Below are 25,606 nucleotides of genomic sequence, written 5' to 3'. Positions count from 1 at the left end.
TCACCTCCTGTTTTGAACAGTAGGCTTGTATGACCACATGTCCAATCCGAAGTTGTATCAATCCAGTGCAACGGTCGGCTCTGATTGAAATATCCGGCAGTATTTTGCGGCGTCGGTTCGTCAGAATGCGCACGGATCAGCGCGGCGAAACTGATAACGTTCGCAGCGAACTGAACGACACAAGGACGTCATCATGCAGCTCTCTCTCCCCGAACGTTACCGTGGCGCCCTGCTCGGCCTGGCCTGCGGCGATGCCGTGGGAACCACCGTCGAATTCCAGCCGCGCGGCAGCTTCCAGCCCCTGACCGACATGGTCGGTGGCGGGCCGTTTCGCCTGAAGCCCGGTCAATGGACCGACGACACCTCGATGGCGTTGTGCCTGGCGGAAAGTCTGCTGAACAAAAACGGCTTCGATGCCGCTGACCAGATGGGCCGCTACCTGAACTGGTGGCAATGGGGTTATCTGAGTTCGACCGGCGAATGTTTCGATGTCGGCATGACCGTGAGTCAGGCGCTGGATCGCTACCAACACACCGGAGAGCCGTTTGCCGGCTCTACTGACCCGCACAGTGCCGGCAATGGCTCGTTGATGCGACTGGTGCCCGTGGTTCTGTTTTATTTCCCCGATGCCCGGCAAATCAGGCGATTCGCCGCCGACAGTTCTCGCACCACGCACGCGGCCCCCGAGGCCATCGAATGCTGCCGGTTATTTGCCGAACTGCTCTGCAAGGCCCTGGAAGGTGCATCGAAATCGGAACTGCGCACCCTGCCGCCAACAGCCTTCAGCCAGCCCAAGGTGGCGGCAATTGCCCGGGGCGAGTACCTGCACAAGACCGAGCGCGACATTCGCGGCAGTGGTTACTGCGTCGAATCCCTGGAAGCGGCGTTATGGTGCTTCCAGCACACCGACAGTTTTGCCGCGGCCGTCCTGCAAGCGGCGAATCTGGGCGATGACGCGGACACCACAGCTGCCATCGTCGGCCAGTTGGCCGGCGCCCATTACGGCGTGCAGGGAATCCCGTCCGGATGGCTGGAAAAACTGCATGACGGAGAGGAAATTGCCGCGACAGCAGAGCGGTTGCTCAACGCATCGAGACAGCACAAACCCTGATGGCGCCGTGAAGTCGCTAAACTGCCCGGCACGTTCATTCATCAAAGCGAGATGACTCATGTCCCCACGCCTGCTTCTGGCCCTGACACCTTTTCTTTTTATCTCTGTTGCTCAAGCTGCCGTGGACTGCGCCAATGCCAGCGATCAGGCGACCATGAACCAATGCGCCGCGCAGGAAAACAAGGCGGCGGACAAGGAGTTGAACTCGGTTTATCAGCAGATTACCGCCCGGTTGAAGGACAACCCTGATGGCAAAAAACTGCTGGTGAGCGCGCAACGGGCGTGGATCGGGTTTCGCGATGCCGAGTGCAAGTTTTCGGCATCCGGCGTGGCAGGCGGGAGTGTTTATCCGTTGATCTACAACAATTGCATCGCCTCGGTGACAAAGACGCGAACCGAGGCGCTCAAGCAATATTTGAAATGTGAGGAAGGTGACATGAGCTGCCCGGTGCCCGGGGCCTGATTTTTCCGAGCCTTTGAAGGCCTGATCGCGAGCAGGCTCGCTCCCACATTGGTTTTGTGCCGTTCACAAATTCCCTGTGGGAGCGGGCTTGCTCGCGAAGGCGTCATCCCTGACGCCGCTAATTACCGAACAAAAATCTGCGCCGTAGTAATCGCCATATCCCCACCCGGCAACTTGATGCTGCCGGTCTGTTTCATGGTCTCGGCATCAAAGATCGCCACGTCGTTGAAGGTCCCGGCCAGATAGATCTTGCTCCCGTCCTTGTTGAATGAAATGCAGTAGTAGGAATGGTCCAGTGTCGCCGCCTGAATCAGCTTTTTCTGCTTGATGTCGTACTTGGCCAGACGATTGAGCACGCCGAACATCAGGTTCGGATCCTTCGGCGAGCGCATGCCGCTGAAGTAGATCTCGGTCAGCGGGCCGAAATCGGTGGTTTCGGTCTTGCCGGTTTTCAGATCGACGCTGAACAAGCCGTACAGATATTCAGCGGTGGCCGGATCCTGCTTCTTGTCCTTGAACTTGGCGGCGGTGTACAGCAGAGAGAAATCGTGGCGGTAAGTCTGCTGGTTCCACACGTAAAGCACGTCCGGCGCGCTGTAGTTCGGGCGTTTCCAGTGACGGCTGGGGATCAGCACGTCGAACTTGCCGCTCTTCACATCGACCTTGTACACATCAGCACCGGCCACATACAGCGTGCCGTCATCGCCGCTCTGCATGATCGTCAACTGCCGTGGCGCCGGGAAGCTGCGCACCGGTTTGGCGTCCATCCCGGCGTCGGTGGCGTACACGTCCAGACGCGGCTGTTTGACCTCGTATCGGTCATTGAGCATCTGGGTCGGGTTGGCGATGGTGTACAGCTCCTTGCCGTCATGGCTGACGGTGAAGGCGAACATCGACCGCGCCTTTTCCCCCGGCTGCTGGGTGATGCTGGCGTGGAACACCTGCTTGCAACTGTCCAGTTCGACACCATAGACATCGGCGTAATGGTTGTTCAGCACATACGCGGTCTTGCGATCCGGCGAAAGCTGTACGGTGCCGGGGCCGAAGGCGTCAGGCATCTTGCAGGACTTGTACAGGCTGTCGGTCGCCAGGTCGATGACGTGCAGGTTGTTCGGATAGTTGGTGGTCAACATGTACTCGTGACCGTCTTGCAGCGCGGTGTTTTCATCGGCCAGAACCGGAAGCGAACAGGCGCTCAGAACCGCGAGTGCGGCAACACCGCAGGCTTTGTTGAGGCTAGGCATGCTGGAATCCTTTTTCTTGGGGATCACTTGTCTTTCGGGAAGACAGTGCCGAGGTTGCGCCAGTTGTCGTTGGACGCCTGGGCATCCTTGTTCCAGTCCGGGTAGGTGCTCATCATGTCCGGCACCTGGGCCGGCCACCAGCACGGGTCGGAGCAACCGTAGAGGTCAGCCTCCATCGGCTGGCACAGCGACGACACCCCGCCGAAGGCATCGATTTCCCAACCCGGGTCGGTGGTCGAGGCGCAACCGGCAACGGAGCTCATCGCCACCACTTCTTCGATGCGGTTCTCGTCCGCGGCCTGATCCAGCTTCAACGCTTTGTTATTGATTGCCTTGAGATGTTTCATATCAGTGAGCCTTGCGCGGAGTGATGTAGCTGCTGATGAACGCAGGGTTGTTGGCCATGATCCGGGTGTAGACCTCGATGCCGAAGTCGACCCAGTCACGCATCAGTTCGCAGTAGTGATAAGTCGGGTGGGCCGGATCGCCGTAGCGGGCATAGCTCTCGTGGTAGCAGCCGCCGGAGCACAGGTTGCGGATCTGACAGTCATGACAACCGGTGTTGGTGCGATCCAGGCGCTGGGACAGGAAGTCGTTCAACTCGACCTGTTTAACGCCGCTGTGAACGTTGCCAAAGGTCGGCAGCGACGAGCCGGTGAAGCGATGGCACAGGTTCAGTTCGCCCTTGTGATCGACCGCCAGCATCTTCAGTCCGGCGCCGCACGGCAGGGCTTTTTTGTGGCCTTCGTGGATATCGGTGATCAACTGATGCAGGTTGGAAAAACCGATGTTGCGGTGTTCCAGCGCAGCCTCCAGATAACGCCGACCGAGGCGTTTCATGCTGGCGAACACTTCGATCAATTCGTCAGTGGTCAGGTTGAAGCTGCTGATATCGCCGGAGGTCACCGGAGCAAATCCGACCTCGGCAAACCCCAACTCGTTAAACAGGTGATCCCAGATGGTTTCAACGTCGGTGACGCCGGTGGTCAGGGTCACCCGCGCGCCGACCGGACGGCTGTTGTAGCGCGACAGCAGCATTTCGGCCTTGCGCCGCACCACGTCATAGGTGCCCTGCCCGCCCACCGTGATGCGATTACGGTCGTGCACGGTTTTCGGCCCGTCGATGCTCACTGACAGCCCAAAGCGGTGTGCATTCAGGTAGTCCACGGTTTCTTCGGTGAGCAGCGTGGCATTGGTGGTCATCACGAATTCGACGAACTTGCCGGCCTCGGCAAAACGCTTCTCGCAGTAATCGACCATGTACTCGATCAGCTTGCGATTGCTCAGCGGCTCGCCGCCGAAAAACACCACGGTGAACCGTTCTTCGTCGGGGGACTCACGCAGCAACATTTCCACCGAGGCGATGGCGGTTTCGACGTCCATCTTCTTGCCGGCGGACGGTTTGTCGAGGTCTTCCTTGTAGCAGTAGGTGCAGCTCAGGTTGCAGCCGGTGTTGACGTTGAGCACCACGGTGTTGATCGCGGTGCGCTCGACGCGTTTGACCGCGATGTCCGGCGTCAGCGGCGAGCCGTCGCTGACCAGTTCCAGCGAAATCAGCTCACGCAGGGTCTCGTTGATTTCCTCGCCGTTGAACCGCGCGCCGAGGCGCTGGATCAGGTCTTCCGAGGAGCAACCGGGGCCGCGCAACGCATCGATGATAGTCCCGGTCAGTTCATCGCTGGCGAACAGCGAACTGCTGGGGATGTGGAACAGCATGCGGTCGGCGTCGACGTGCACTTCGTGCAGATTACGTTCGACCAGATTCAAGATGGCGCCCATTGCAAACCTCCTGTGCAAGCCCCGCTTGGGGGACTTGCGGTCATTCCGAAAAGTGTCTGAATCGCTGTCGCTCAGCTCAACTCACGTTTCAACATCAGGGAATGGGTGGATTGTTCCAGCGTTGCACGGTGACGATCAGGTGGCCTTCGCCGGTCAGGGATTTCCCTGCGTCGTCGACGGCGGCGATCACCTTGAGGTTGCCGGCATTGTTGGTGGACATCTTGCGTGCTGGATTCGGCCCGGCATCGCCCGGAGTGAACACGCCCGCGTCGGTCTGCATGGTACCGGCGAACTTGACGTCCTCGTCCTCTTTGGCACGCTCGTCGAAGGCTTCGACTTTCCATTGCGCCGGGAACACGCCGATGCGATACGGCTTGCCGCCCGCACCCTTGCCCCAGGCTTCGGCATCGAAGCGGCCCTGGACTTTCGGCGTCGAACCGCCGCCCTCGCCGATCCGTGCCACCGAGAATTCCGGCACCACTTTGACCGAGGCGATCTTGTTGTACACCGACAGATTCGGGCCTTTCAGGCTGCCGACGCTGACCGCGCGCAGACCCGGCTGGGCATTGGCTGCCGCTTTGACTTTGACCTTGATCCGGTCGGCGTTCTGCTCGACCACTTCGACCACGTCCACGCCTTTGCCGAAGTTCGGTTTGCCGCTCAGACCGCTGCCGATCAGGGTCACTTCGGTTTCGCTGCCTGCCTTCACATAACCTGGCTGCACCGCCAGCAAGCGCTGCGAACCCTGTTTGGCGGCGACAAAGTCCAAACCGCGCTCATCGTGCTCGGCCTCGAACATCCGGCCCTGCATGGCGTTGCCTTGTGCGGCGAACACCTGACGCATGGTCACGCCATCGACGGTCACGTTGCCGCGCCATTCGTAGCCGCTGTAGAGGATCGCACTGCCGTCGCCGTTGAACGGGCTGCCGTCGGCGTACTGACCTTTGACGGCGACCTTAAAGGTGTCACTGCCATCGGCGGTGACGCTCATGGTGCCGGCCAGTTCACCCTTGCCTGGCAAATGGCCGCTGAAGCTCCAGTCGCCCACCAGCGCCTCGGCTTTCGGTGCGGTTTTGATCCAGGACTGCCATGCCGGGTTATCCAGCGGATAACGCTTGGCCAGCAGCGGGACCATTTCCTTGCGGGCAATATCGAACCAGTCACGATCGCGGGACATGGCCTGATATTCCAGCGACGGCCATTGACCGAGGTGGAAATTCACCAGTCGTTCCCATTCCTGAGCCGGACGCCGTTGCAGGGCGATCCGCGCACCGGAGTGGCAGCGGCCGCACATCTGCGCGGTTTTCTCGTCGAACTGCTCGACCGTGTTCAACCGCCGCTCCAGCGCGTAACGCACGCCATCGGTTTCGCTGGGCGCCAGGCCCTGAGTGTCAGCGAGGTATTTGACCAGCGTGCGACGGTCGTCATCGCTGATCTGCAAACCGTGCATGGTCTGCATCCGGGCGATGCTCATCAGCCAGCCTTCCGGGGTCTTGCGCTGGTGGCTGATGCGGCTCAACTGGTCGCCGGTTTCAGGGGTGTGACAGCCCTGGCAGGTTTCCTTGAGGATGGTCTGGGCATCGCGGGCTGCCAGGCTGTACGGCGAATGCAGGGCCACGCAAGCGGCCACGGCCAGCAGGCTGGCGCTCATGCCTGATCGGAGTTTTCTCTTCATCAACGTCGAACCTCGCACGGTGCTTTCTTATTGTTGTGGCTTATCGTTTTTATGGTTTCTGCCGTTCGTGGCGATGCACGAACGGAGGCAAGCGAAACGTCTGCTGTGAGCAATACACGGAGCGTGCCAGCTTGCCGATAAGCTTTTCAATCAAGCAGTTACGTGAAGATCAAGGCGAAGTGGCGGTGCCGGCGGTGCTTGCCGGCGTCCAATTTCGCGACAGCTGTTGCAGTCTGAGACAAGCATAGTTGTTGCGGCATCAGCGACATTGCGTCGCGCGACAGATGACCCGGAGCTAACAGCATCCCCCATGAAAAACCTCCAGGAGAGTGACGCCTGCCGAACCCACACGAAAACAAGCCCCGCCAATGACGGGGCTCTTGTATTGGTTGTTGACCCGCGCCTAGCGAACGGAGTTGTCCGGGTGAACCTTGTAACGCCCACAATGGTTGCAAACCATCGAGCATTCACAGTGGGCGCCGGCCTTGGCTGCCAATGCCGCGGAATCACGCTGGGCCGCTTGAATTCGACGATCCCGGTGATACCCATACGCGAGCAGCAAACTGACACCCATACACCACAGCCCCACAATTAAAGCCGCCATCATTTCCCCTCCATCATGGCAACACCGAATGAGGTAACGATTACGAAAAAACTGGTTGAAGCCATCCACGCACCTGCCCGAATCGTATCGACATCGGTCAAGTCGCCGATCAATAGCGCCGCAATCCCTGTCACCAGAAATCCAGTCCCCACGCCCATCGTAAAATTGGTTAGCCATCGAATGGTTAAGTTGTTCATCGACATCCCTGTGAAGACACTGACCCGCCAAATCCATGGCAGGAAAACCCTATACACCAAGCAACTTAGCTCGTACCTCATGCCTCCACCAGTCGGTAAAAACTGTCAGACGCGCGACTTTTCCTACACCTGAAACGGCCCGATTTCGCCAAGGCCCCGTGACAGCTGGATTGGCTTTGTAGGATGCGTATCCTGCATCTCAACGGGTGTCGCGTTTTGAGACAAATTCACCCTCATTGCCACTCAAACTCTTCCTCCTTCCGCCCGTGCAACCGGGCTGTGCGCCACCTTCGAGCATTTGGCACAACCATTGCGAAAGCCCCTCTCGACCCCATCGAACAACAAGAGGTTTCGCCATGCCCCTGCCTTATCTGCTCCCTGCCACTTCGGCCTTTATCCAGCGCCCGCCACGCATGCTGATCGGCGGCGACTGGGTCGAAGCCAACGACGGCCAGACCATGCCGCTGCACAATCCGGCCACCGGTGAAGTGCTGTGTGTGGTGCCTCGAGCCACGCCGGAAGATGTCGACCGCGCGGTGCTCGCCGCCCGGCAAGCCTTCGATGATTCAGCCTGGAGCCGCACCCGTCCGCGCGAGCGGCAGAACCTGCTGTGGAAACTCGCTGACCTGATGCAGCGTGACGCCGAACTGCTGGCGCAACTGGAATGCCTGAACAACGGCAAGAGCGCGGCGGTGGCGCAGGTAATGGACGTGCAACTGGCCATCGACTTCCTGCGCTACATGGCCGGTTGGGCGACCAAGATCGAAGGTTCCAGCGTCGACGTCTCGTTGCCGCTGATGCCCGGCGATCAGTTCCACAGTTTCATTCGCCGCGAAGCGGTGGGCGTGGTCGGCGCCATCGTTGCCTGGAACTTCCCGTTGCTGCTGGCCTGCTGGAAACTCGGTCCGGCACTGGCTACCGGTTGCACCGTGGTGCTCAAACCCGCCGACGAGACCCCGCTGACCGCGCTGAAACTGGCGGAACTGGTGCTGGAGGCGGGTTATCCGGAAGGTGTGTTCAACGTGGTAACCGGCACCGGCATCACGGCCGGTTCCGCCCTGACTCACAACCCGCTGGTCGACAAGCTGACCTTCACCGGCTCCACTGCTGTCGGCAAGCAGATCGGCAAAATCGCCATGGATTCGATGACCCGGGTCACCCTGGAACTGGGCGGAAAATCACCGACCATCGTCATGGCCGACGCCGACCTGAAAACCGCCGCGGCGGGTGCGGCCAGTGCGATTTTCTTCAACCAGGGCCAGGTCTGCTGCGCCGGTTCGCGGCTGTATGTGCAGCGCAAGCATTTCGACAATGTGGTGGCTGATATCAGCGATATCGCCAATGCGATGAAACTCGGCAACGGCCTCGACCCGAGCATCGATATGGGCCCGCTGATTTCCGCGCGCCAGCAGGAGCGGGTCTACAACTACATCGAAATGGGCCGGGAAAGCGGCGCGACCATCGCCTGCGGCGGTGAGCAGTTCGGGCCGGGGTTCTTCGTCAAGCCGACGGTGATTGTCGATGTCGATCAGCGGCATTCACTGGTGCAGGAAGAGATCTTCGGGCCGGTGCTGGTGGCGATTCCGTTCGATGACGAGGCCGATGCGCTGCGCATGGCCAATGACAGCCCTTACGGTTTGGGCGCGAGCATCTGGTCGAACGATCTGGCGGCGGTACACCGGATGATTCCGCGGATCAAGTCGGGATCGGTGTGGGTCAACTGCCACAGCGCGCTGGATCCGGCGTTGCCGTTTGGCGGCTACAAGATGTCCGGGGTCGGGCGCGAGATGGGGTATGCGGCGATCGAGCATTACACCGAGTTGAAGTCGGTGTTGATCAAGTTGTAATGACTGCGCTTGCGGCTCAGGGTTTGAAACCCTGAGCCAACAGCCACCCGCGAACGGCTCGCCCATGCTCAAGCGTCAATCCCGCCAACACCTGATCCGCCGGCTCATCGCGCAGCCGCCGCACCAGCGGAGCCAGCTCGACACCTTGCACATGCCAGATCCCCAGCGGTTGATCCGCCGTGATCACCACCTCGGCTTCATCGACAAAACCGTCACGCAACACCGGCATCCGCTCGATGCGCAACGCGGCAAAGTCCGCTTGCGCATGAGCCACTTCAGCATCTGGCCACTGCCGCCGCGCCTGCCAGAACGGCTGATCGAGCCAACGCTGTTCATCGGCATAAAAGTCTCGACCGATCCGCGCAAAACGCAGGAATAGTTGCTCCACACGCTGACGGTGAAAACGCTGGGCCAGCGCCGCTCGTTCCGGTTTGCGCAACAGCGTGTTGATCACCACCGGCGCCTGCAACGCCGAGGACAGCGACTGAAAAATCCCGTTGCCCGACAGCGGGTCCACCGCCATCGCCGCATCGCCCACGCGAATCCAGTTATGACCGCAGACCTGTGGCGCAAGAATCGCGGTGCTGCTGCGAGCGTGCAGTTGCAACTCGAATTCCTGCCCGCCAGCAAAGAACGCTTGGGCAAAATCCGAGGCCTGACGCCGCGCGCGGCTGTGATCGAGCAGTTGCGCCTTGCCCGGCAATTGGGCGCTGGCCACATCCACCGTCCACTGCCAATAACACTGGCCATCGTCCCGTCGGGCCATCCACGCCCAACCGTCCTCGAGGCTTTCCACGGCGCTGGCAGTCACACTTGGCGCGCCTTGCCAGCGATTGAGCAGGCTGACCGTCTCCGGCCCGCGCAGACCTTTACCGGACGCCGGCGCCTGTCGCCCACGGGCTTCCACCAGAAAATCCGCCGTCAGCCTCTGTCCGCCATCAAGTTCTACCTGATGGCCTTCGACCGAGGACTGAACATTCAGGATTCGCCCTTCAATCACCTCGACCCCGACCCTTCGCAAGTCTTCCCGCAAACCGCGATCAAAAGTCGGACGATCCAGCAGAAACTCGATGTTCTGCGCATGCTGCTGGCCGTTCCACGCAACCTGCCTTTGGGACGGCAACGTGGCATTCGACAAAGCATGATTCAACCCGGCACCGCGCAGCGCTTCCAACACCCGTTGCGACACACCTTCAAGCGCCGCAAACCGCCGCCATTCGCTGACCAGCGTCACCGCGTAACCCAGTCGTCGCAGCCCCAATGCGACCGCCGCACCAGCCGGTCCGGCACCGAGAATCAGGATCGAAGTCATGGATCGAAACGCCGTTCAGGGCCGCGATAACTAGCGTGCTGTTTCAGCCAGTCAATAACTTCGACATTGCTCGCCTGCGGATACTCCAGCAGATAGCCGGCAATATGCCCGCTCAACGCGGCACACCCCAGACTGGCCCCGGACTGCCCCGGATAAGTGCCGCGAACACACGCGGCAAAATCCGCCTGCGCACTGTCGAGCCATGACCATTGCTCATCGGTACAACGCGCATCGCCAGTCACCCGCAACACCTGCGAATAACTCGCTGGAAACACCGCCGCGCCCTGCGCCGGGCTCGATGCACACAGCAACACTCCATGGGCCACCGCCGCCGCGCAGGCCTCGCGCAACAGGCTGCGATCCTGGCGCAGGCCGAGGCTCAGATTGATCAGCCGCACGTCCTGCGCCACCAGCCAGTCGATGGCCGAGGCGATCTGCAAGGCGCTGGTAACGCCGCGCTGATCGAACACTTGGGCCACGCAAATCTGTGCGGCCGGTGCCCGACGACTGATGGCTTCGATCACCGCGCTGCCATGCCCGAGGGGATCGTCGCGCAAATCGGATTCAGCCAGTCCATCCTCCAGCAACGAGAATCGCCGCCCGGCAATCACCTGCACCCGCTGCGCCGCCGAGTGCCCGCTGTCGACCACACCAATCCGCAATTCAGGCTTCATGCAGCACCGTTTTCGAAATGAGCACACCGTCGAGCAATTCAAAGCGCAGATCGGCATCGGCCAGGGTCGACGGACGATGGCTTATGAGGATCCGCGTGCGCCCGGCAAACAACCGGTCGATGGCTTCGATCACCTCGCGCTCGGTGGTTTCGTCGACGGCCGATGTAGCCTCGTCGAGCACCAGAATCAGCGGATCCTGCAACAGCGCCCGGGCAATCGCGATCCGCTGTTTCTGTCCGCCGGACAACTGCTGACCGCGCTCGCCCAATGGGCTGTCGAGGCCTGCGGGTAACGACGCGATCAGGCTGTCGAGTTGCGCCAACCGTGCGACTTCGGCGATGGCTTCGCGGCTGGCGTCCGGCACTGCGTAAGCCAGGTTGTCGGCGAGGCTACCGCGAAACAGCACGATGTCCTGACTGACCACGGCGATGCGCCGGCGCAGTTCGAACAGTTCCAGTTCACGCAGATCCACTTCGCCGAGCAACACCCGCCCGGACTGCGGATCGTGATGCCGTTGCAGCAGATCGATCAGCGTCGATTTGCCGACGCCGGAGCCGCCGCTCAAGGCGACTTTCAAGCCGTAGGGAATCGTCGCCTCGATCCCGCTCAACGTACTCGCTCGGCCCGGATGGCTGAAGTGCACCGCGTCGAAACGCAGGTCGCCCGAGGTCGGAAACGGTTTCGGCGTGACCGGTGAAAACACCGTGGGTTCTTCGCCGCGCAACTCCATGACCCGACTGAGGCTGACGGTCATCCGCTGGATCGCCACGTACAACCCCAACAGGCTCTGCACCGGCCCGACCGCCATCCCCAGATAAGTGGAAAACGCGATCAGCGCGCCGAGTTGCCAGGTGCCCTGCACTACCCAATAACCGCCGATCAGAAACGCACAGGCGCGGGACAGCGAGGTCAACGTACCGGGCACGGCCTGAGTGAAAAACTCGGTGACTTGCAGGCGCAGCAACTGGTTCATGTAGCCCTGCCCGAGGCTTTCCAGACGTCGCGCTTCACGCTGTTGCTGGCCGGCGGACTGGATGAACTTCATCACCGGCAGGGTCTCGACCATGAACGACGACATGTCCGCCGAACGCTCGCGCAACTGCCGCACATCGCGCTCGACCTTGCGCCGCATCCAGCGCAGCCAGAGCACGTCGAGCGGGATCAGCACCAGCGCCAGCAATGACAGTTTCCACGACAGCGTAAACAACATCGCTATCGCCACCACCAGGCCGATCACACTCGACACTGCGGAGAACAACGAGTCCACGGCAAAGCGCTGAATCTCCGCCACATCGCCGTCGAGCCGCGACATCAGATCGCCAATCCGCCGCTGGCCGTAGAAGCTCGGCGACAGCTTCTGCAAATGCCGGTAAAGATCATCACGCAGGGCAAACAGAATCCGTCCTGACAGCCGCGTGTGCAGATAACGGTTGATCCCCGACAACGCCGTGCCGAGCAGTCCCGCGATAATCATCAGCATCGCGATCATCACCAGAACCGGAAAATTGCGCGCCAGCAAGCCATCGTCGATCAACAGCTTGACCAGCCACGGCTGCACCAGCACCAGCAGCGACGCGCACACCGACAGACCGAGCAGGCCGGCAATGGCCAGACGCTGCGGCCGCACGAAACCGTATAGCCAACGCAACGACGCTTGCAGTGCGGCGGGGCTCTGGCTGTCGATCAGCCGCACGAACAGGCGCTGCATCACGAGCGCAACTGTTTGAGTTTGCGGTACAGAGTCGCGCGGCTGATGCCGAGGGCGTCGGCCGCGGCCGAGACATTGCCCTGATGGGTGTCGAGGGACTGGCGGATCATCTCCAGTTCGTTCTCGCGAATGCTGCCGGTCTGGGGTTTCTCGGTGACGGACAGTTCGTCGAGCATGCTGTCGGGCAGGTGATCGAGGGTCAGCACCGTTTCACCGGGTTCGCGCATGGCCAAAGCGGTGCGCAAGACCATTTCCAGTTGACGGATGTTGCCCGGCCAGTGATAAGCGCCGAGCAGGCGATTGAGGTCGTCGTGCAGCACGGCGTTCGGCGCGTCGAGTTTGCCCAGCAGCCGAGTGACCAGCGCGCTGAAATCATCGCGCTCGCGCAGGGCCGGGAGCATCACGCTGATGCCGTTGACCCGATAGAACAAGTCTTCCCGAAATTGCTTGTCTTCGACCTGACGCTTGAGGTCGCGGTGGGTGGCGCAGATCAGCGCGACGTCGATGTCCTGCTCTTCCCCGGCACCCAGCGGCGCGACTTTGCGGTCCTGCAAAACCCGCAGCAGACGCGCCTGCAAGGCCAGCGGCATGTCTCCGATTTCATCGAGGAAAAGCGTGCCGCCGTGGGCCTGTTGCAGGCGCCCGATCATGCCGCCCCGACGCGATCCGGTGAACGCGCCTTCGCGATAGCCGAACAGTTCCGACTCGATCAGGCCCTCGGGAATTGCCGCGCAGTTCACGGCCACAAACGGTTTGTCGCTGCGGCTGCCGGCCAGGTGCAGGGCGCGGGCGATCACTTCTTTACCGGTGCCGGTTTCGCCGAGCAACAGCACCGGCAATTCATTGGCCAGACCTTGGCGAGCCATGCGCAGGGCTCGGGCGTAGCGAGCGTTGTTGCCGGCCAGGGCTTCCAGATCCGGCTGTGCCTTGGCGGTTTTCGCCACGCTGCGCGGCGGGCCGCCGAGGTTGACCGAACGCGCCGGGGCTCGCAGGGTCTTGTAGAAAAATTCACCCTTGGCGGTCTGCACACTGCCGACGCCACCCTGTTGCAGACGGGTCAGCAATTGCACGCCATCGACCCCGAGAAACTCTTCGCAACGCCGTCCGACCAGCGCCGAACGTTCGGCCCGCAGCAACTGGCAGGCCTGGGCGCTGACCGCCAGAATCTGCCCGCCGAGACTCACCGCCAGCAAGCCTTGCCATGGCGATTCCAGATACTGCCGGCGACTGTGGAAGGCGAGGACAATCTGATCGGGAAAACTATTGTTGAACACCCGACTCTCGATCTGGCTGACCGCCATGCTCAGCAGCGCGGTGCTGTCATGGACGCGGCCGAGCGGGCCTTCGCGGGTCAGGTCGAGGACGCCGAGAATTTCGCCTTGGGGGCAATGGATCGGCACCGAAGTGCAGGAAAAATCGGTGAGGCGGTCGAGGTAGTGTTCGCCGCAGTCGATCAGGGTGGGCCGCGCTTCGACCAGTGCCGTGCCGAGGGCGTTGGTACCACGAGCGGCTTCGCTCCAGCAGGCGCCGAGGGTGATGTCCTGCAGACCGCTGCCCTTGAGCCGGTCGGCACGTCCCTCCACCGCGAGGATGGTGGCGTCGGAATTGGCGAGGATGATCAGGCCTTCCTTGCCCTGACGCTCGGCCAGGTAATCGATGGCCGGTATCGCCGCATCGATCAGCAGGCGATTGCTCGCCAGCAACACATCGAGACTCGCGCTCGATTCCAGCGCCAGCTCATGCTTGCCATTGAAATGCACGCCGTGGCTCAGGCTGCGCCGCCACGAAGCATCGATCTCCGCACGCAACACGCCATCCGGGACCTGTCCTTCGAGATGGAGTTTTTCCCGGGCCAGCCGGGCTTCGTGGTGAGACTTGGGATCGGTTGTTTTTATAAGAGTCATCAAGCGCTCCGGAGCGGTCCGCTTTGCGCTTTTTTACATCAGCGCCCTGACGCCAATGTTTACGTTAACGTCAGGGCGATGGCAAGCACCGTAGGGCGCTTGTGTTCCGGCAGGCGGATTGCCTCAGCGCTGCCACACCTCGGTATTCACGAAAAACGCCCGGGCGTTGTCTTCGAGACTTTCCAGGTGATAGCCGCCTTCCTGCACGATCAGGCATGGCAGGCCCAGGCTGCGAATCCGCTCGCCCAGTGCTGCAAAGCCTTCACGAGTGACGGCGACTTTGCTTTGCGGGTCCAGCTCATAGATATCGAAGCCCAACGACAACACCAGCACCTCGGCGCCGAACTCGCGTACCGCGTTCAATGCGACTTCCAGTTGCCCGAGGAAATCCGCTTCGCTTGCTCCATGAGCCATCGGCAAGTTGAGGTTGAAGCCCTCCCCTGCGCCGCTGCCACGTTCGTCGGCGAACCCGGCGACGCCCGGATAGAAGTTGGTCGGATCGCCATGCACCGAGACGTAAAGCACGTCATCGCGATCGTAGAAAATATCTTGGATGCCCTGGCCGTGGTGCATGTCGGTGTCGAGAACCGCGACTTTATCGAACTTGTCACGCAGCACCTGCGCCGCCACCGCCGCGTTGTTCACGTAGCAGAAACCGCCCGCCGCTTCGGCCCGAGCGTGATGCCCCGGCGGACGGCACAAGGCGTAGGCTGCCGGCTCGCCGTCGATCAGCGCCTGAGCCCCGGCCACTGCGCTTTGCGCCGACCAGTACGCCGAGCGCCAGGTCTGCTCGCCGACCGGGCAACTGCCGTCCGCCAGATAGCGCGCGGCCTGGGCGAGGATGCCGCGCAATGCATTGGGCTCGCGGACGAAGATGTTCGACATCACCTCATCGCCCCAGTCTTCGGGGATTTCCTTCCAGCGTGCATGCGCTTCCTGAAGAAAGGTCAGATACGGCGCGCCATGCACCGCCAGCAACGGCGCGAGACCGGCATCGGCGGGTTGCTCGACACTGAAACCCAAGCCATGGGCGGCCTGCACCAGACGTTGCGCACGCTCGGGGACTTCCTGCGGCGTACGCATCTGCCCGCGCGAGTAATAGCTGCGTGGATGGTGGAGCAATTGTTCGGGGTGGAAAAAACTGCGCATGGTTCAGACTCCCTGTTCGATTCGACCGGCGCGGGCCAGCACGGCGTTGAGCAATACGTCGGTGCCCTGCTTCACGTCTGCGGGCAACACATCTTCGGCTTCGTTATGGCTCAAGCCACCCACGCACGGGATGAACACCATCGCCGTCGGGCAGTAACGCGCGAGGTGAATCGCGTCATGGCCGGCGCCGCTGACAATCGACTGCTGAGCGTAGCCCAGCGCATCCACCGCCTCTTGCACGGCTGCCACGCATTCGGCGTCGAACGGCGTGGCCGGGCTGATCCAGTGCGGGGTGATCGTCAGGTTCAGGCCTCGGCCATCGGCGATGGCCTGCAAGCGGGCGCGGACCTGTTGCTCCATGGCGGCAATGGCGTCGTCGCAGTGATGACGCAGGTCGACGGTGAAATTCACCAGCCCCGGAATGGTGTTGCGCGAAGACTTGTTGATACTCAACTCGCCGACCGTGGTCAGGCCTTCGGGGGCAAAATCTGCGGCCAGACCTTCAATCGCCTGAATCATCCGCGCCACACCGTACAGCGCATCTTTGCGCAGCGACATCGGCGTGGTGCCGGCGTGGGCGGCCATGCCTTCCACGCGCACGTCGAGCCAGCGGATCGCCTGACCGCCCGTGACCACGCCGATGCTTTTGGCGTTGTCTTCAAGGATCGGGCCTTGCTCGATGTGCGCTTCAAAATACGCGTCCACCGCGCCGCCCAACGGGCGTTCACCGGCGTAACCGGTACGCTGCAAGGCCTCGGCAACGCTGATGCCATCGACATCGCGCACCGCCAGCGCCGCGTTCAGCTCCATGATCCCGGTGAACACTGCCGAGCCAAACATGGCGGGCGTAAAGCGTGCACCTTCTTCGTTGGTCCACACCGCCACTTCCAGCGGTTTGCGGGTCTGGATGTTCAGGTCGTTGAGGCAACGCACCACTTCCAGCCCGGCGAGTACCCCGTAGACACCATCGAAACGCCCGCCCTCGGGTTGGGTGTCGAGGTGGCTACCCATCATTACCGGCGCGGCGTCCGGATCGGTGCCGGCGCGACGGGCGAACAGGTTGCCGATGGCGTCCACGCTCAGGGTCATGCCGGCTTCGCGGCACCAGTGGGCGAACAGTTCGCGACCGGCCTTGTCTTCGTCGCTCAATGCCAGACGGCAGCTGCCGCCCCGGGCTGTCGCACCGATTTCGGCCATGGCCATCAGGCTCGCCCACAGGCGTTCGCCATTGATTTTCAACATGAGGTTCTCCTGAAATTCCGGGTTAGGCACGGGCCATTTCCGCGCGATGGGCACTGGCGTGACGACGGGCGAGGGACAGCACGCAGACCAGCGATATGCCGGCGATCAGGCTGTAAAACACCGCCATCGGCCACCACTGCCCGGTGAACTTGTGCGCGAGCATCGTGCCGATCAGCGGCGTTAGCCCACCGGCCACCGCGCCGCAGATCTGATAGGCCAGCGAGATCGCGGTGTAGCGCACACGAGTCTCGAACATGCCACTGACGTAACCGGCGATCACCGCATAGAACGAGGCCATGCACACCACCGCCAGCGCGATGCCGAGGATGATCAGCGGCGCCTGGGCCGAGCTGACCAGCACGAACATCGGATACGGCGAGGCCATCGCCAGCAGCGACACCAGACACAGGAAACGCGTCGCACCGATCTTCTCCGCCGTCCACGCCGCCAGCGGTTGAATGCAGAACTGGATGATCGCGACGAAGAACAGGCATTCGAGAATCAGCGAACGTGGCAGCGCCAGTTGCTGAGTGGTGTAGGCGATCATGAAAGTGTTGGTGAAATACACCCCGGCGATGCCCAGCGTGTTGGCGCCGATGCACAGCAACAGTGGGCGCCACGCGGTGCGCAACACTTCCATCACCGGCGCCTGTTCTTTCTTGATTTGCTTGCTGGCCTGCTCACGGCTGGCGAGAAATTCCGGTGACTCGTTCACGCCCAGTCGGATCGCCAGGCCCACCAGCAGCAACAGCGCACTGGCGAGGAACGGTAAACGCCAGCCCCAACTCATCAGGTCTTCTTCCGGCAAACGGGTCACCGCGCTGAACGCCAGCAGCGACAGGATCAAACCCGCCGGGCTTCCCAGTTGCGCGAACGACGCGAAGAAATTGCGCCGGCCCTTCGGCGCATGCTCGCCGGCCATCAACACCGCCCCGCCCCACTCGCCACCGACGGCGATGCCCTGGACGATACGCAGCAGAATCAGCAGCACAGGTGCGGTTGCGCCGATCTGCGCGTAGGTCGGCAACAGACCGATGCACACCGTGACCACGCCCATCATCAACAGCGTGATGATCAGCGATTTCTTGCGGCCGATGCGGTCGCCGATATGACCGAAAATGATCCCGCCCAACGGCCGGGCAAAGAAGCCCACGGCGAAGGTGCCGAATGCGGCCATGGTGCTGAACAGCGGATCGTCGGAGGGAAAGAACAGCGCGCCGAACACCAGCGCGGCGGCTGTGGCGTAAATGTAAAAGTCGTACCACTCGATCATGGTGCCGATGAAGGCTGCGGCCGCCGCACGGCGCGGCTGGTTCGAAGCGTGGGGCTTCATGGGGTCGGGCTCCTTTGATTGTTTTTTTGGCAGGAGGAAAACGCAAATCCGAGGCGCTCTGGCGGCGCCTGTCGTGGGGTGATTTATCGTCCCGGGGCTATGATTAGTCAATTTTCTATTTATTATTCCGAGTATTAACTCACCTTATAATCGAGAGCCGCCATGGCTGAACGTGATGTGCAACGCCTGCTCAACGACCGCCTCGACTGGAACCTGCTGCGCACCTTCCGGGTGATCGGCCAGGAGCTGAGCATCAGCCGCGCCGCCGCGCGTCTGCACCTGACCCAACCGGCGGTGAGCCAGGCGCTCAAGCGTCTGGAGGAGCAACTGGGTCGCCAGTTGATTGCCCGACGCGGTCCGCGCTTTGCCCTCACCGAAGTCGGCGAGCAGATCTTCGAACTGGCCGGCGAGATCTACGGGCAGATGTCTCAAGTCAGCAGCCTGCTGGAGCAACCGGCCGACGAAGTGATCGGCAAGGTGCGGCTGCTGATCATCAGCCGGATCTTTTCCGAACGCTTCGATGACTTCCTCGCTGACTTTCATCGGCAGTATCCACGGGTGGATCTGGAGGTGGATGTGATGCGCAGTTCGGACATCGTCAGCGCCCTTCAGGAGAAAACCGCGACCCTCGGCCTGAGCCTCAATCGCCGCCCGCAACCGCGTCTGGAACAGCGTCTGTTTCTGCGTCAGCGCTATGCGTTTTTCTGTGGCAAGCACCACGCGCTGTTTGGCCGACAGGACATCGGCGAAGGCGATCTACAGCGGGAGAACTTCGTCAGTTTCACCAGTGACCAGATTGGTGGAATGCTCTCGCCGCTGACGATTTTTCGCGATCAGCAGGGCTTCAGCGGACGCATTGTTGCCTCCTCGCCAAGCCTGGAAGAAGTCCGGCGACTGGTGATCGCCGGGTTCGGTATCGGTTGCCTGCCGGAGCACGTGGTGGCGGCGGACGTCGAGGCCGGATTGCTCTGGCGCCTGCCGCCCCACGAGGGAATTGCCGATGTCGACATTCATCTGTTGTGGAACCGCGACCAGCGCATGAGCCGCGCCGAGACGCTGTTCATCGAACGCTTGCAGGCCTGTCTGGCGGATCAGTAACCGAGCAGTCGATCCGCGCTGTTGAGCAATGGCTCACCGGCATTCAGACGGCGGAAGTTCTCGGCGATCTGCTCGGCGATGCAATCGTGGGAGGCCGCCGAAGCCATGTGCGGGGTGATGGTCACGCCCGGGGTTTTCCACAGCGAATGATCGGCGGGCAGCGGTTCCTGTTCGAAGACATCGAGCAGTGCACCGCGCAGTTTTCCCCGGGCCAGCGCTTGTTGCAGATCCTCGATGTTCAGGTGCCCGCCGCGCCCGACGTTGACCAGTGCCGCACCGTTGGCCAAGTGCTCGAACGTCTGGTGATTGAGGATGCCGCGAGTCTCGTGGGTGAGCGGCAACAGATTGATCAGCAACTCCACGCCGTCGAGGAACGGGTTGAAAGTATCGGTGCCGGCGAAGGTCTGCACGCCCGGTAAATCCTTTTTGCTGCGCGCCCAGCCACGCACCTCGTAACCAGCGTTGGCCAGGTCTTGAGCGATCGCGCTGCCGAGCGAGCCGAGGCCCATCACACCGATCCGGAACTCATGTGCCGGGCGTTGCAGCGGTCGCTCCCAATGCTGTTGGCGCTGTTGCTCGAGCACTTGATCGAAGCCGCGATGATAGTGAATCACCGCCCAGCGTACGTACTCGGTCATGCCTTGCCGATGACCGGGATCGACCACCCGGCACACCGGCAGATCCGGGCATGAAGGATCGTGTTCCAAGTGATCGATACCGGCGGCGACCGAGTGAATCACTTGCAGATTGGGCAACGCGGCGAGACTGTCCGCCAGCGGAAACCAGCATGCTGCGATCTGCGCATTCACTGCCCGGGGATCGTCGGCCAGCACCGCCGAAAGCTGCGGCGCGCGGCGGGCAAAGGCTTCCTGCAATTGTTTGAGCAACAGCGTGTCGCGGGACATCAGTGCAACGGTGTTCATGACAGATAGGACTCGCGCTGGGATTCGATCAGGGTCAGTGCGGCCTCCCAGGCCAGGTCGATGATGTTGTCCTGCTCATCGCGGTCGAACTGTTCGGCGGTGTGGGCGCAGACTTCCGGCGAGGGGAAATGCAGTTCGCAGCCACCGGCCAACGCCTGCACTTGGGCCTGGCAGGCACGCTCCAGAAAATGGATTTCCTGGAACGCCTGGGCCACGCCGGAACCGCCGACCAGCAGGCCGTGATTGCGCAGGATCATGGCGCGATGCGGGCCAAGGTCGGCGATCAACCGATCGCGCTCGTCCAGCGACAGCGCGATGCCTTCGTAGGTGTGGTACGCGAGTTTTCCGTAGAACTTCAGTGCGTGCTGACTGATCGGCAGCAGGCCTTGTTTCTGCGCGGCGACAGCCATGCCGGCGGCGGTGTGGGTGTGGATCACGCAGTTCAGATCCGGGCGCGCCATGTGGATCGCCGAGTGGATCACGAAGCCGGCGGCGTTGACCCGATGCCCGGCGTATTCTGGGTCGACGATGCGTCCGTCCTGATCGATGCGCACCAGATCGGAGGCGCGCATGCGGTCGAAGATCACGCCGTAGCGGTTGATCAGGAAATGATGTTCAGGCCCCGGAATCCGCAGGGTGATGTGGGTGTCGATCAGGTCGGTCATGCGAAAGTGTGCGATCAAGCGGTACAGCGCGGCGAGCTCGCAACGGGCTTGCCATTCGATCGGATCAATGTGGGCGGGCTTACTCACGAATACACCTCTTTGTTGGTATGAAGGACGACCGGGTTGGCCCGCAGACGCGCGAGGCCACAGACACCGATCAGAGACAGGGCAGACAGCAGCGTGAAGAACACCGCCAATGGCAGCCACTGTCCGGAGAACTTGCTGGCCAGCAGCGTGCCGATCAGCGGCGTGGTGCCGCCGGCCAACGCGCAGCTCAATTGGTAGGCGATGGAGATCCCCGAGTAGCGCAGATGCACCGGGAAGGCCTGCGTCATGTATCCGGCGATCACCGCGTACAAAGCCGAGAGAATCACCACCGCGACGGCGATGCCGAGGGTCATCAGCAGGATGTTCTGAGTGCCGACCAGCAGAAACATCGGGTACGGCGTGACCATGCACAGCAACGCCACCAGCATCAGGAATCGACCTTCGCCGATGCGTTCGGCGAGCAGCGCAGACACCGGTTGCGACAGCAGTTGAATGACCGTCACCAGGAACAGGCAGTCGAGAATGGTCGCCCGTGGGATGCCCTGATATTGGGTGACGTAGGTAATCATGAAGGTGTTGGTGAAGAAGAAGCCGGCCGAACCGATGGTGACGGCGGCGGCAGCAAACAGGATCTGCCGCCAGCACTGACGGATCACGTCTTTCACCGGGTATTTGGCGGTTTCGTTGTTGTCCTTGGCCTTGGCGAATTCCGGTGATTCATGCACCCCGGAACGAATCATCAGACCGACCATCATCAGCACGCCGCTGGCGAGAAACGGCAGACGCCAGCCCCAGGCGAGGAAGTCTTCCGGCGACAGCGACGTCACCAGTCGGAACGCGATCAACGCCAGCAGCAAACCCGCCGGGCTGCCGAGCTGGGCGAACGAGGCGTAGAAGGTTTTGCGTTTGGCCGGCGCGTGTTCACTGGCCATCAACACCGCCCCGCCCCACTCGCCGCCGACGGAGATGCCCTGGATCAGGCGCAACACGATCAGCCCGATCGGCGCCCAGATGCCGACGCTGGCGTAGCTCGGCAACAGACCGATACCTGCGGTAGCCAGCCCCATCAGCGCCATGGTCACCAGCAGCATTTTCTTGCGGCCGAGACGATCGCCCAAATGACCGAACACCATCCCGGCCATCGGGCGGGCGATGAAGCCGACGGCGAAACTGCCGAACGCGGCGAGCGTGCTTGTCACCGGGTCGCTGCTGGGAAAGAACACTTGCCCGAGCACCAGTGCGGCGGCGGTGGCGTAGATGTAGAAATCGTAGAACTCGATGGTCGTGCCAATGAAGGCAGCGGCCGCGGCGCGACGCGGCTGAGGAGTGGTGTGCATGCAAGAACCCTGTGTATTTATAGTTTTGGGCAGGTGTCGAGGCGGCTGACGGTCGCGCTCTGTGGCGCTTGTGGGCTTTATCGCTTCCGTGACAGGATTAGTCAATTTTCAATAACTTATCTTTACTATTAGCGTGGCTACTACATGACCTCATCCGCTAATCCTTGGGTCGGCCGGCGTTTTCTAAATGACCGGCTGGACTGGAACCTGCTGCGCACCTATCTGGTGATCGGTCAGGAAGGCAGCATGAGCCGCGCCGCTGCCCGGCTGCACATCACTCAGTCGGCGGTCAGCCAGGCGTTGAAACGTCTCGAAGAACAACTGGATTGTGTGTTGATTGCCCGCAGCGGACGGCGCTTTGATCTGACGGAAACCGGGGAAGAAGTCCTGCGGATTGCGGCGGATATCTACGGCGATATTTCTCGTTTGGGCACCGTGGTCGAAAACCGCCATGACGACGTGGTGGGCAAGATCCGTATCCTCACCGTGAGTGGCGTTCAGGCGCGGCATTACGATGAGTTTCTTGCGGACTTCCACGAAACTCACCCGAAAATCGAGCTGGAAGTCGAGGTGATGGGTAGCTCGAACATCATCAGTTCATTGCTGCAGAAGACCGCTACGGTGGGAGTCGGATTGTGTCGTCTACCGCAGCCGAGGCTGGAACAACGAGTATTGTTTCGTGAGCGCTATGCGTACTTTTGCGGGCAGCGGCATCGACTGTTCGGACAGCAGAATCTGACGCTGGAACAGCTTGCCGCGGAGAACTTTGTCAGCTTCACCAGCGATCAGCTCGGCGGCAATCTTTCGCCGTTGACGCTGTTTCGTGACCAGCAGGGATTTACCGGCAAGATCGTCGCCTCCTCCACCAGTTTCGAAGAGATTTATCGTCTGATCTGTGCGGGGTTCGGAATTGGCTGTCTGCCGATTCACCTGGTGCGACGAGATGTCGAACAAGGCTTGCTGTGGCGCTTGCCGCCAGAGGATGGGGTGGTGGATTTCGATATCCAGCTGCTGTGGAATCGCGAACAGAAGATGACTCAGGCGGAAACGGTGTTCATCGACAGCTTCCAGCACATGCTCAGCTTGCGTGAGCCTGTGCTGTGAAGCTGCAGCGGATTACACGTGGGGATCGCCCGGCGCTTTGGTCGGCGCCGCGTATTGCGGCTTGAGGTGACCGTCCTGGTCGAGTAGCCAGGCGTCCATGATCTGCCGCACCACCGGACCTGCGACCCGGCCACCGGCCTCGCCGTTTTCGATCATCACCGAGATCGCGATTTTTGGATGTTCGGCGGGCGCAAAGCCGACGAACAAGGCGTTGTCACGGTGACGTTCGAGGGTTTTCTCGCGGTTGTAGCGCTCCCCCTGCTTGATCGCCACCACTTGCGCCGTACCGCTCTTGCCGGCGATGCGGTATTGCGCACCGGCCGCCGCCGCACGAGCAATGCCTCGGGCATCGTGCATCACCATCTGCATACCGTGGTTGACCTGTTCCCAGTCACGCGGATCCTTGAGCAGGATGTTCGGCATCGGGTGTTCGTCCACCGGCGCCACACCGTCGACAGTCTTGGCCAGGTGCGGACGGTTCCAGATGCCCTTGTTGGCAATCAGCGCGGTGGCTTGAGCCAGTTGCAGCGGCGTGACCTGCATGTAGCCCTGACCGATGCCGAGGATCACGGTTTCGCCGGGGAACCAGGCTTGCCGGCGCGTAGCGCGCTTCCAGGCCTGGGACGGCATCAGGCCGGGCGACTCCTCGAACATGTCGAGTGAGACTTTTTCGCCGAGGCCGAACATCGCCATGTAATCGTGCAGGCGATCAATGCCGAGCTTGTGCGCCAGGTCGTAGAAGTAGGTGTCGTTGGAACGCATGATCGCTGCATCCATGTCCACCCAGCCGTCGCCGCTGTGGTTCCAGTTGCGGTACTTGTGGTCGAAGTCCGGCAGTTGGTAATAGCCCGGATCGAAGACTCGGGTTTGAGGCGTGACCACGCCGGCGTCGAGGCCAGCGATGGCCACTTCCGGCTTGATCGTCGAACCGGGTGCGTACAGGCCGCGCAGCACACGGTTGAACAGTGGACGGTCAATGGAGTCGCGCAGCGCGGAATATTCCTTGGAGCTGATACCGGTCACGAACAGATTGGGATCGAAGCTCGGGTTGCTGACCATGGCCAGTACTTCGCCGGTCGAGGGGTCCAGCGCAACGACCGAGCCGCGACGGTCGCCCAGAGCGGCTTCGGCGGCTTCCTGGAGCTTGATATCGAGGCTCAGTACGATGTTTTTGCCTGGTATCGGATCGGTGTGTTTCAGCACGCGCAGTACGCGGCCCTGAGCGTTGGTCTCTACTTCCTCGTAACCGACGTGGCCGTGCAGTTGTGGCTCGTAGAAGCGTTCGATACCGGTCTTGCCGATGGATTGTGTGCCGCGGTATTCGACGGAATCGAGGGTCTTGGATTCTTTCTCGTTGATGCGGCCGACGTAGCCGATCGAGTGTGCGAAGTGCGCGCCCAGCGGATAGTTACGAACGAATTGTGGCTCGACATCCAGGCCGGGTAGACGGAACTCGTTGACGGCGAGTATGGCGATCTGTTCTTCGGTCAGCTCATAGAACAGCGTTACAGGTGTAAACGGGTGACGCGACTGCTTCATGGCCTTGTCGAAGACTGTGCGGTCTTCGGCGGGCAGGTGCAGGAGACTGATGACTTCATCCAGCTCCTGGTTGACGTCGGTCGCGCGTTCGCGGGTGATGGTCAGGTTGTAGCTGGGACGGTTGTCGGCCAGCAATACGCCATTGCGATCGTAGATCAGGCCGCGAGTCGGCGGGATCGGCAGGACATGGACGCGATTGTTTTCGGAGATGGTCGAGTGGTAGTCGAACTCGACGACTTGCAGGATGTAGAGGCGCACAACCAGAGCGCAACTGACAGCGAAGACGAACAAGGCACAGGCGATCAGGCGTTTGTTTACCAGCCGCGTCTCTTTTTCGTGATCCTTGATAGGGATGGGTTCGGGCATTTCTGCAGCCACTCTTTGACAAAAAATGAGCGCCGATCCTTGGGCGTGACATCAGTCCGTTAAAAAACGAGCTGCACCATACCAAAAACCGGGCGGTCATTTCAGAGGGATTTCCCCAATGGTTGCGATCGCGACGGCTGGGGGTTTCTCCAGGAACTTTCCTGCGGGCAAAACAAAACCCCAACTGCTTTCGCAATTGGGGTTTCGGAATTTAATCTTGACGATGACCTACTCTCACATGGGGAAACCCCACACTACCATCGGCGATGCATCGTTTCACTTCT

Annotated in this window: 21 protein-coding genes; 5 read left to right on the top strand and 16 right to left on the bottom strand. The window is 61.4% G+C overall.

The window, feature by feature from the left end:
• Window positions 1–193: 193 nt before the first annotated feature.
• Together K5E37_RS11410 and K5E37_RS11405 are read left to right on the top strand one after the other, a co-directional pair.
• On the top strand, window positions 194–1,111 hold the full coding sequence (locus K5E37_RS11410) for an ADP-ribosylglycohydrolase family protein (protein WP_221533861.1): 918 nt from the start codon (window positions 194–196) through the stop codon (window positions 1,109–1,111).
• A 58-nt stretch (window positions 1,112–1,169) separates the two neighbouring features.
• Complete coding sequence (locus K5E37_RS11405; protein WP_221533860.1) at window positions 1,170–1,574, top strand: lysozyme inhibitor LprI family protein; 405 nt, start codon at window positions 1,170–1,172, stop codon at window positions 1,572–1,574.
• Window positions 1,575–1,696: 122 nt separating this feature from the next.
• Here K5E37_RS11405 and peaD read toward each other — a convergent pair whose 3' ends face one another.
• The 5 genes from peaD to K5E37_RS11380 all read right to left on the bottom strand — a co-directional run bounded on the left by peaD (window position 1,697) and on the right by K5E37_RS11380 (window position 7,073).
• Window positions 1,697–2,818 carry a quinohemoprotein amine dehydrogenase subunit beta gene (gene peaD, locus K5E37_RS11400; RefSeq protein WP_221533859.1) on the bottom strand — a complete coding sequence of 374 codons (1,122 nt, stop codon included), beginning with the start codon at window positions 2,816–2,818 and terminating at the stop codon, window positions 1,697–1,699.
• Window positions 2,819–2,841: 23 nt separating this feature from the next.
• Window positions 2,842–3,165: a quinohemoprotein amine dehydrogenase subunit gamma gene (qhpC, locus tag K5E37_RS11395; protein ID WP_008016081.1), complete on the bottom strand. Its 324-nt coding sequence runs from the start codon at window positions 3,163–3,165 to the stop codon at window positions 2,842–2,844.
• A 1-nt stretch (window position 3,166) separates the two neighbouring features.
• Complete coding sequence (gene peaB, locus K5E37_RS11390) at window positions 3,167–4,597, bottom strand: quinohemoprotein amine dehydrogenase maturation protein (protein ID WP_085608195.1); 1,431 nt, start codon at window positions 4,595–4,597, stop codon at window positions 3,167–3,169.
• A gap of 94 nt (window positions 4,598–4,691) precedes the next feature.
• Window positions 4,692–6,272, bottom strand: coding sequence for a quinohemoprotein amine dehydrogenase subunit alpha (gene peaA / locus K5E37_RS11385; RefSeq protein ID WP_085608194.1), 1,581 nt, complete (start codon window positions 6,270–6,272; stop codon window positions 4,692–4,694).
• A gap of 603 nt (window positions 6,273–6,875) precedes the next feature.
• Window positions 6,876–7,073 carry a hypothetical protein gene (locus K5E37_RS11380; protein WP_007953098.1) on the bottom strand — a complete coding sequence of 66 codons (198 nt, stop codon included), beginning with the start codon at window positions 7,071–7,073 and terminating at the stop codon, window positions 6,876–6,878.
• 356 nt (window positions 7,074–7,429) lie between these two features.
• Here K5E37_RS11380 and K5E37_RS11375 point away from each other — a divergent pair, with 356 nt between their 5' ends.
• On the top strand, window positions 7,430–8,920 hold the full coding sequence (locus K5E37_RS11375) for an aldehyde dehydrogenase (RefSeq protein ID WP_221533858.1): 1,491 nt from the start codon (window positions 7,430–7,432) through the stop codon (window positions 8,918–8,920).
• A gap of 16 nt (window positions 8,921–8,936) precedes the next feature.
• On the opposite strand, the gene K5E37_RS11370 is transcribed toward K5E37_RS11375, so the two are convergent.
• The 7 genes from K5E37_RS11370 to K5E37_RS11340 form a co-directional block, all read right to left on the bottom strand.
• The gene (locus K5E37_RS11370) at window positions 8,937–10,232 is read right to left on the bottom strand and encodes an FAD-dependent monooxygenase (RefSeq protein ID WP_221533857.1); all 1,296 of its coding nucleotides are present in this window, start codon (window positions 10,230–10,232) and stop codon (window positions 8,937–8,939) included.
• Window positions 10,229–10,906, bottom strand: coding sequence for a S8 family serine peptidase (locus K5E37_RS11365; protein ID WP_221533856.1), 678 nt, complete (start codon window positions 10,904–10,906; stop codon window positions 10,229–10,231). Before K5E37_RS11365 ends, K5E37_RS11370 begins: the two co-directional genes overlap by 4 nt.
• Window positions 10,896–12,614: an ABC transporter ATP-binding protein gene (locus tag K5E37_RS11360; RefSeq protein ID WP_221533855.1), complete on the bottom strand. Its 1,719-nt coding sequence runs from the start codon at window positions 12,612–12,614 to the stop codon at window positions 10,896–10,898. The genes K5E37_RS11365 and K5E37_RS11360 overlap by 11 nt, the downstream gene beginning before the upstream one ends.
• Window positions 12,614–14,518, bottom strand: a complete 1,905-nt coding sequence (locus tag K5E37_RS11355; protein ID WP_085608188.1) for a sigma-54-dependent Fis family transcriptional regulator — start codon at window positions 14,516–14,518, stop codon at window positions 12,614–12,616. The genes K5E37_RS11360 and K5E37_RS11355 overlap by 1 nt, the downstream gene beginning before the upstream one ends.
• Before the next feature lie 123 nt (window positions 14,519–14,641).
• Entirely contained in the window at window positions 14,642–15,667 is a 1,026-nt protein-coding gene (locus tag K5E37_RS11350) for a histone deacetylase family protein (protein WP_221533854.1), read from the bottom strand.
• A 3-nt stretch (window positions 15,668–15,670) separates the two neighbouring features.
• On the bottom strand, window positions 15,671–16,909 hold the full coding sequence (locus tag K5E37_RS11345; protein WP_221533853.1) for a Zn-dependent hydrolase: 1,239 nt from the start codon (window positions 16,907–16,909) through the stop codon (window positions 15,671–15,673).
• A gap of 22 nt (window positions 16,910–16,931) precedes the next feature.
• Window positions 16,932–18,242, bottom strand: coding sequence for an MFS transporter (locus K5E37_RS11340; protein WP_085748323.1), 1,311 nt, complete (start codon window positions 18,240–18,242; stop codon window positions 16,932–16,934).
• Between the two features lie 162 nt (window positions 18,243–18,404).
• Here K5E37_RS11340 and K5E37_RS11335 point away from each other — a divergent pair, with 162 nt between their 5' ends.
• On the top strand, window positions 18,405–19,340 hold the full coding sequence (locus K5E37_RS11335) for a LysR family transcriptional regulator (protein WP_007953119.1): 936 nt from the start codon (window positions 18,405–18,407) through the stop codon (window positions 19,338–19,340).
• On the opposite strand, the gene K5E37_RS11330 is transcribed toward K5E37_RS11335, so the two are convergent.
• The 3 genes from K5E37_RS11330 to K5E37_RS11320 are packed head-to-tail and all read right to left on the bottom strand — an operon-like array spanning window position 19,334 to window position 22,313.
• On the bottom strand, window positions 19,334–20,263 hold the full coding sequence (locus tag K5E37_RS11330; RefSeq protein WP_221533852.1) for a glyoxylate/hydroxypyruvate reductase A: 930 nt from the start codon (window positions 20,261–20,263) through the stop codon (window positions 19,334–19,336). The two genes, K5E37_RS11335 and K5E37_RS11330, sit on opposite strands and share 7 nt — an antisense overlap.
• Window positions 20,260–21,015: a class II aldolase/adducin family protein gene (locus tag K5E37_RS11325; protein WP_085608183.1), complete on the bottom strand. Its 756-nt coding sequence runs from the start codon at window positions 21,013–21,015 to the stop codon at window positions 20,260–20,262. The genes K5E37_RS11330 and K5E37_RS11325 overlap by 4 nt, the downstream gene beginning before the upstream one ends.
• The gene (locus tag K5E37_RS11320; RefSeq protein WP_221533851.1) at window positions 21,012–22,313 is read right to left on the bottom strand and encodes an MFS transporter; all 1,302 of its coding nucleotides are present in this window, start codon (window positions 22,311–22,313) and stop codon (window positions 21,012–21,014) included. Before K5E37_RS11320 ends, K5E37_RS11325 begins: the two co-directional genes overlap by 4 nt.
• A gap of 144 nt (window positions 22,314–22,457) precedes the next feature.
• On the opposite strand from K5E37_RS11320, the gene K5E37_RS11315 reads away from it, so the two are divergent.
• On the top strand, window positions 22,458–23,417 hold the full coding sequence (locus tag K5E37_RS11315) for a LysR family transcriptional regulator (protein ID WP_007953130.1): 960 nt from the start codon (window positions 22,458–22,460) through the stop codon (window positions 23,415–23,417).
• A 12-nt stretch (window positions 23,418–23,429) separates the two neighbouring features.
• Here K5E37_RS11315 and mrdA read toward each other — a convergent pair whose 3' ends face one another.
• Window positions 23,430–25,322: a penicillin-binding protein 2 gene (gene mrdA, locus K5E37_RS11310; RefSeq protein ID WP_221533850.1), complete on the bottom strand. Its 1,893-nt coding sequence runs from the start codon at window positions 25,320–25,322 to the stop codon at window positions 23,430–23,432.
• Window positions 25,323–25,606 lie beyond the last annotated feature (284 nt).

Source organism: Pseudomonas sp. RIT778 (assembly GCF_019718735.1).
Taxonomy (GTDB): domain Bacteria; phylum Pseudomonadota; class Gammaproteobacteria; order Pseudomonadales; family Pseudomonadaceae; genus Aquipseudomonas; species Aquipseudomonas aphyarum.
This window is presented reverse-complemented; position numbering and strand designations above follow the sequence as displayed.

What these genes read in the sequence shown, in the direction of transcription:
- K5E37_RS11365 (WP_221533856.1), bottom strand. Translation starts at nt 10,906, where the DNA reads ATGAAGCCTGAATTGCGGATTGGTGTGGTCGACAGCGGGCACTCGGCG.
- peaB (WP_085608195.1), bottom strand. Translation starts at nt 4,597, where the DNA reads ATGGGCGCCATCTTGAATCTGGTCGAACGTAATCTGCACGAAGTGCAC.
- mrdA (WP_221533850.1), bottom strand. Translation starts at nt 25,322, where the DNA reads ATGCCCGAACCCATCCCTATCAAGGATCACGAAAAAGAGACGCGGCTG.
- K5E37_RS11330 (WP_221533852.1), bottom strand. Translation starts at nt 20,263, where the DNA reads ATGAACACCGTTGCACTGATGTCCCGCGACACGCTGTTGCTCAAACAA.
- K5E37_RS11320 (WP_221533851.1), bottom strand. Translation starts at nt 22,313, where the DNA reads ATGCACACCACTCCTCAGCCGCGTCGCGCCGCGGCCGCTGCCTTCATT.
- K5E37_RS11410 (WP_221533861.1), top strand. Translation starts at nt 194, where the DNA reads ATGCAGCTCTCTCTCCCCGAACGTTACCGTGGCGCCCTGCTCGGCCTG.
- K5E37_RS11370 (WP_221533857.1), bottom strand. Translation starts at nt 10,232, where the DNA reads ATGACTTCGATCCTGATTCTCGGTGCCGGACCGGCTGGTGCGGCGGTC.
- K5E37_RS11345 (WP_221533853.1), bottom strand. Translation starts at nt 16,909, where the DNA reads ATGTTGAAAATCAATGGCGAACGCCTGTGGGCGAGCCTGATGGCCATG.
- K5E37_RS11405 (WP_221533860.1), top strand. Translation starts at nt 1,170, where the DNA reads ATGTCCCCACGCCTGCTTCTGGCCCTGACACCTTTTCTTTTTATCTCT.
- K5E37_RS11335 (WP_007953119.1), top strand. Translation starts at nt 18,405, where the DNA reads ATGGCTGAACGTGATGTGCAACGCCTGCTCAACGACCGCCTCGACTGG.
- K5E37_RS11350 (WP_221533854.1), bottom strand. Translation starts at nt 15,667, where the DNA reads ATGCGCAGTTTTTTCCACCCCGAACAATTGCTCCACCATCCACGCAGC.
- K5E37_RS11360 (WP_221533855.1), bottom strand. Translation starts at nt 12,614, where the DNA reads ATGCAGCGCCTGTTCGTGCGGCTGATCGACAGCCAGAGCCCCGCCGCA.
- peaD (WP_221533859.1), bottom strand. Translation starts at nt 2,818, where the DNA reads ATGCCTAGCCTCAACAAAGCCTGCGGTGTTGCCGCACTCGCGGTTCTG.
- K5E37_RS11340 (WP_085748323.1), bottom strand. Translation starts at nt 18,242, where the DNA reads ATGAAGCCCCACGCTTCGAACCAGCCGCGCCGTGCGGCGGCCGCAGCC.
- peaA (WP_085608194.1), bottom strand. Translation starts at nt 6,272, where the DNA reads ATGAAGAGAAAACTCCGATCAGGCATGAGCGCCAGCCTGCTGGCCGTG.
- qhpC (WP_008016081.1), bottom strand. Translation starts at nt 3,165, where the DNA reads ATGAAACATCTCAAGGCAATCAATAACAAAGCGTTGAAGCTGGATCAG.
- K5E37_RS11355 (WP_085608188.1), bottom strand. Translation starts at nt 14,518, where the DNA reads ATGACTCTTATAAAAACAACCGATCCCAAGTCTCACCACGAAGCCCGG.
- K5E37_RS11315 (WP_007953130.1), top strand. Translation starts at nt 22,458, where the DNA reads ATGACCTCATCCGCTAATCCTTGGGTCGGCCGGCGTTTTCTAAATGAC.
- K5E37_RS11375 (WP_221533858.1), top strand. Translation starts at nt 7,430, where the DNA reads ATGCCCCTGCCTTATCTGCTCCCTGCCACTTCGGCCTTTATCCAGCGC.
- K5E37_RS11380 (WP_007953098.1), bottom strand. Translation starts at nt 7,073, where the DNA reads ATGAACAACTTAACCATTCGATGGCTAACCAATTTTACGATGGGCGTG.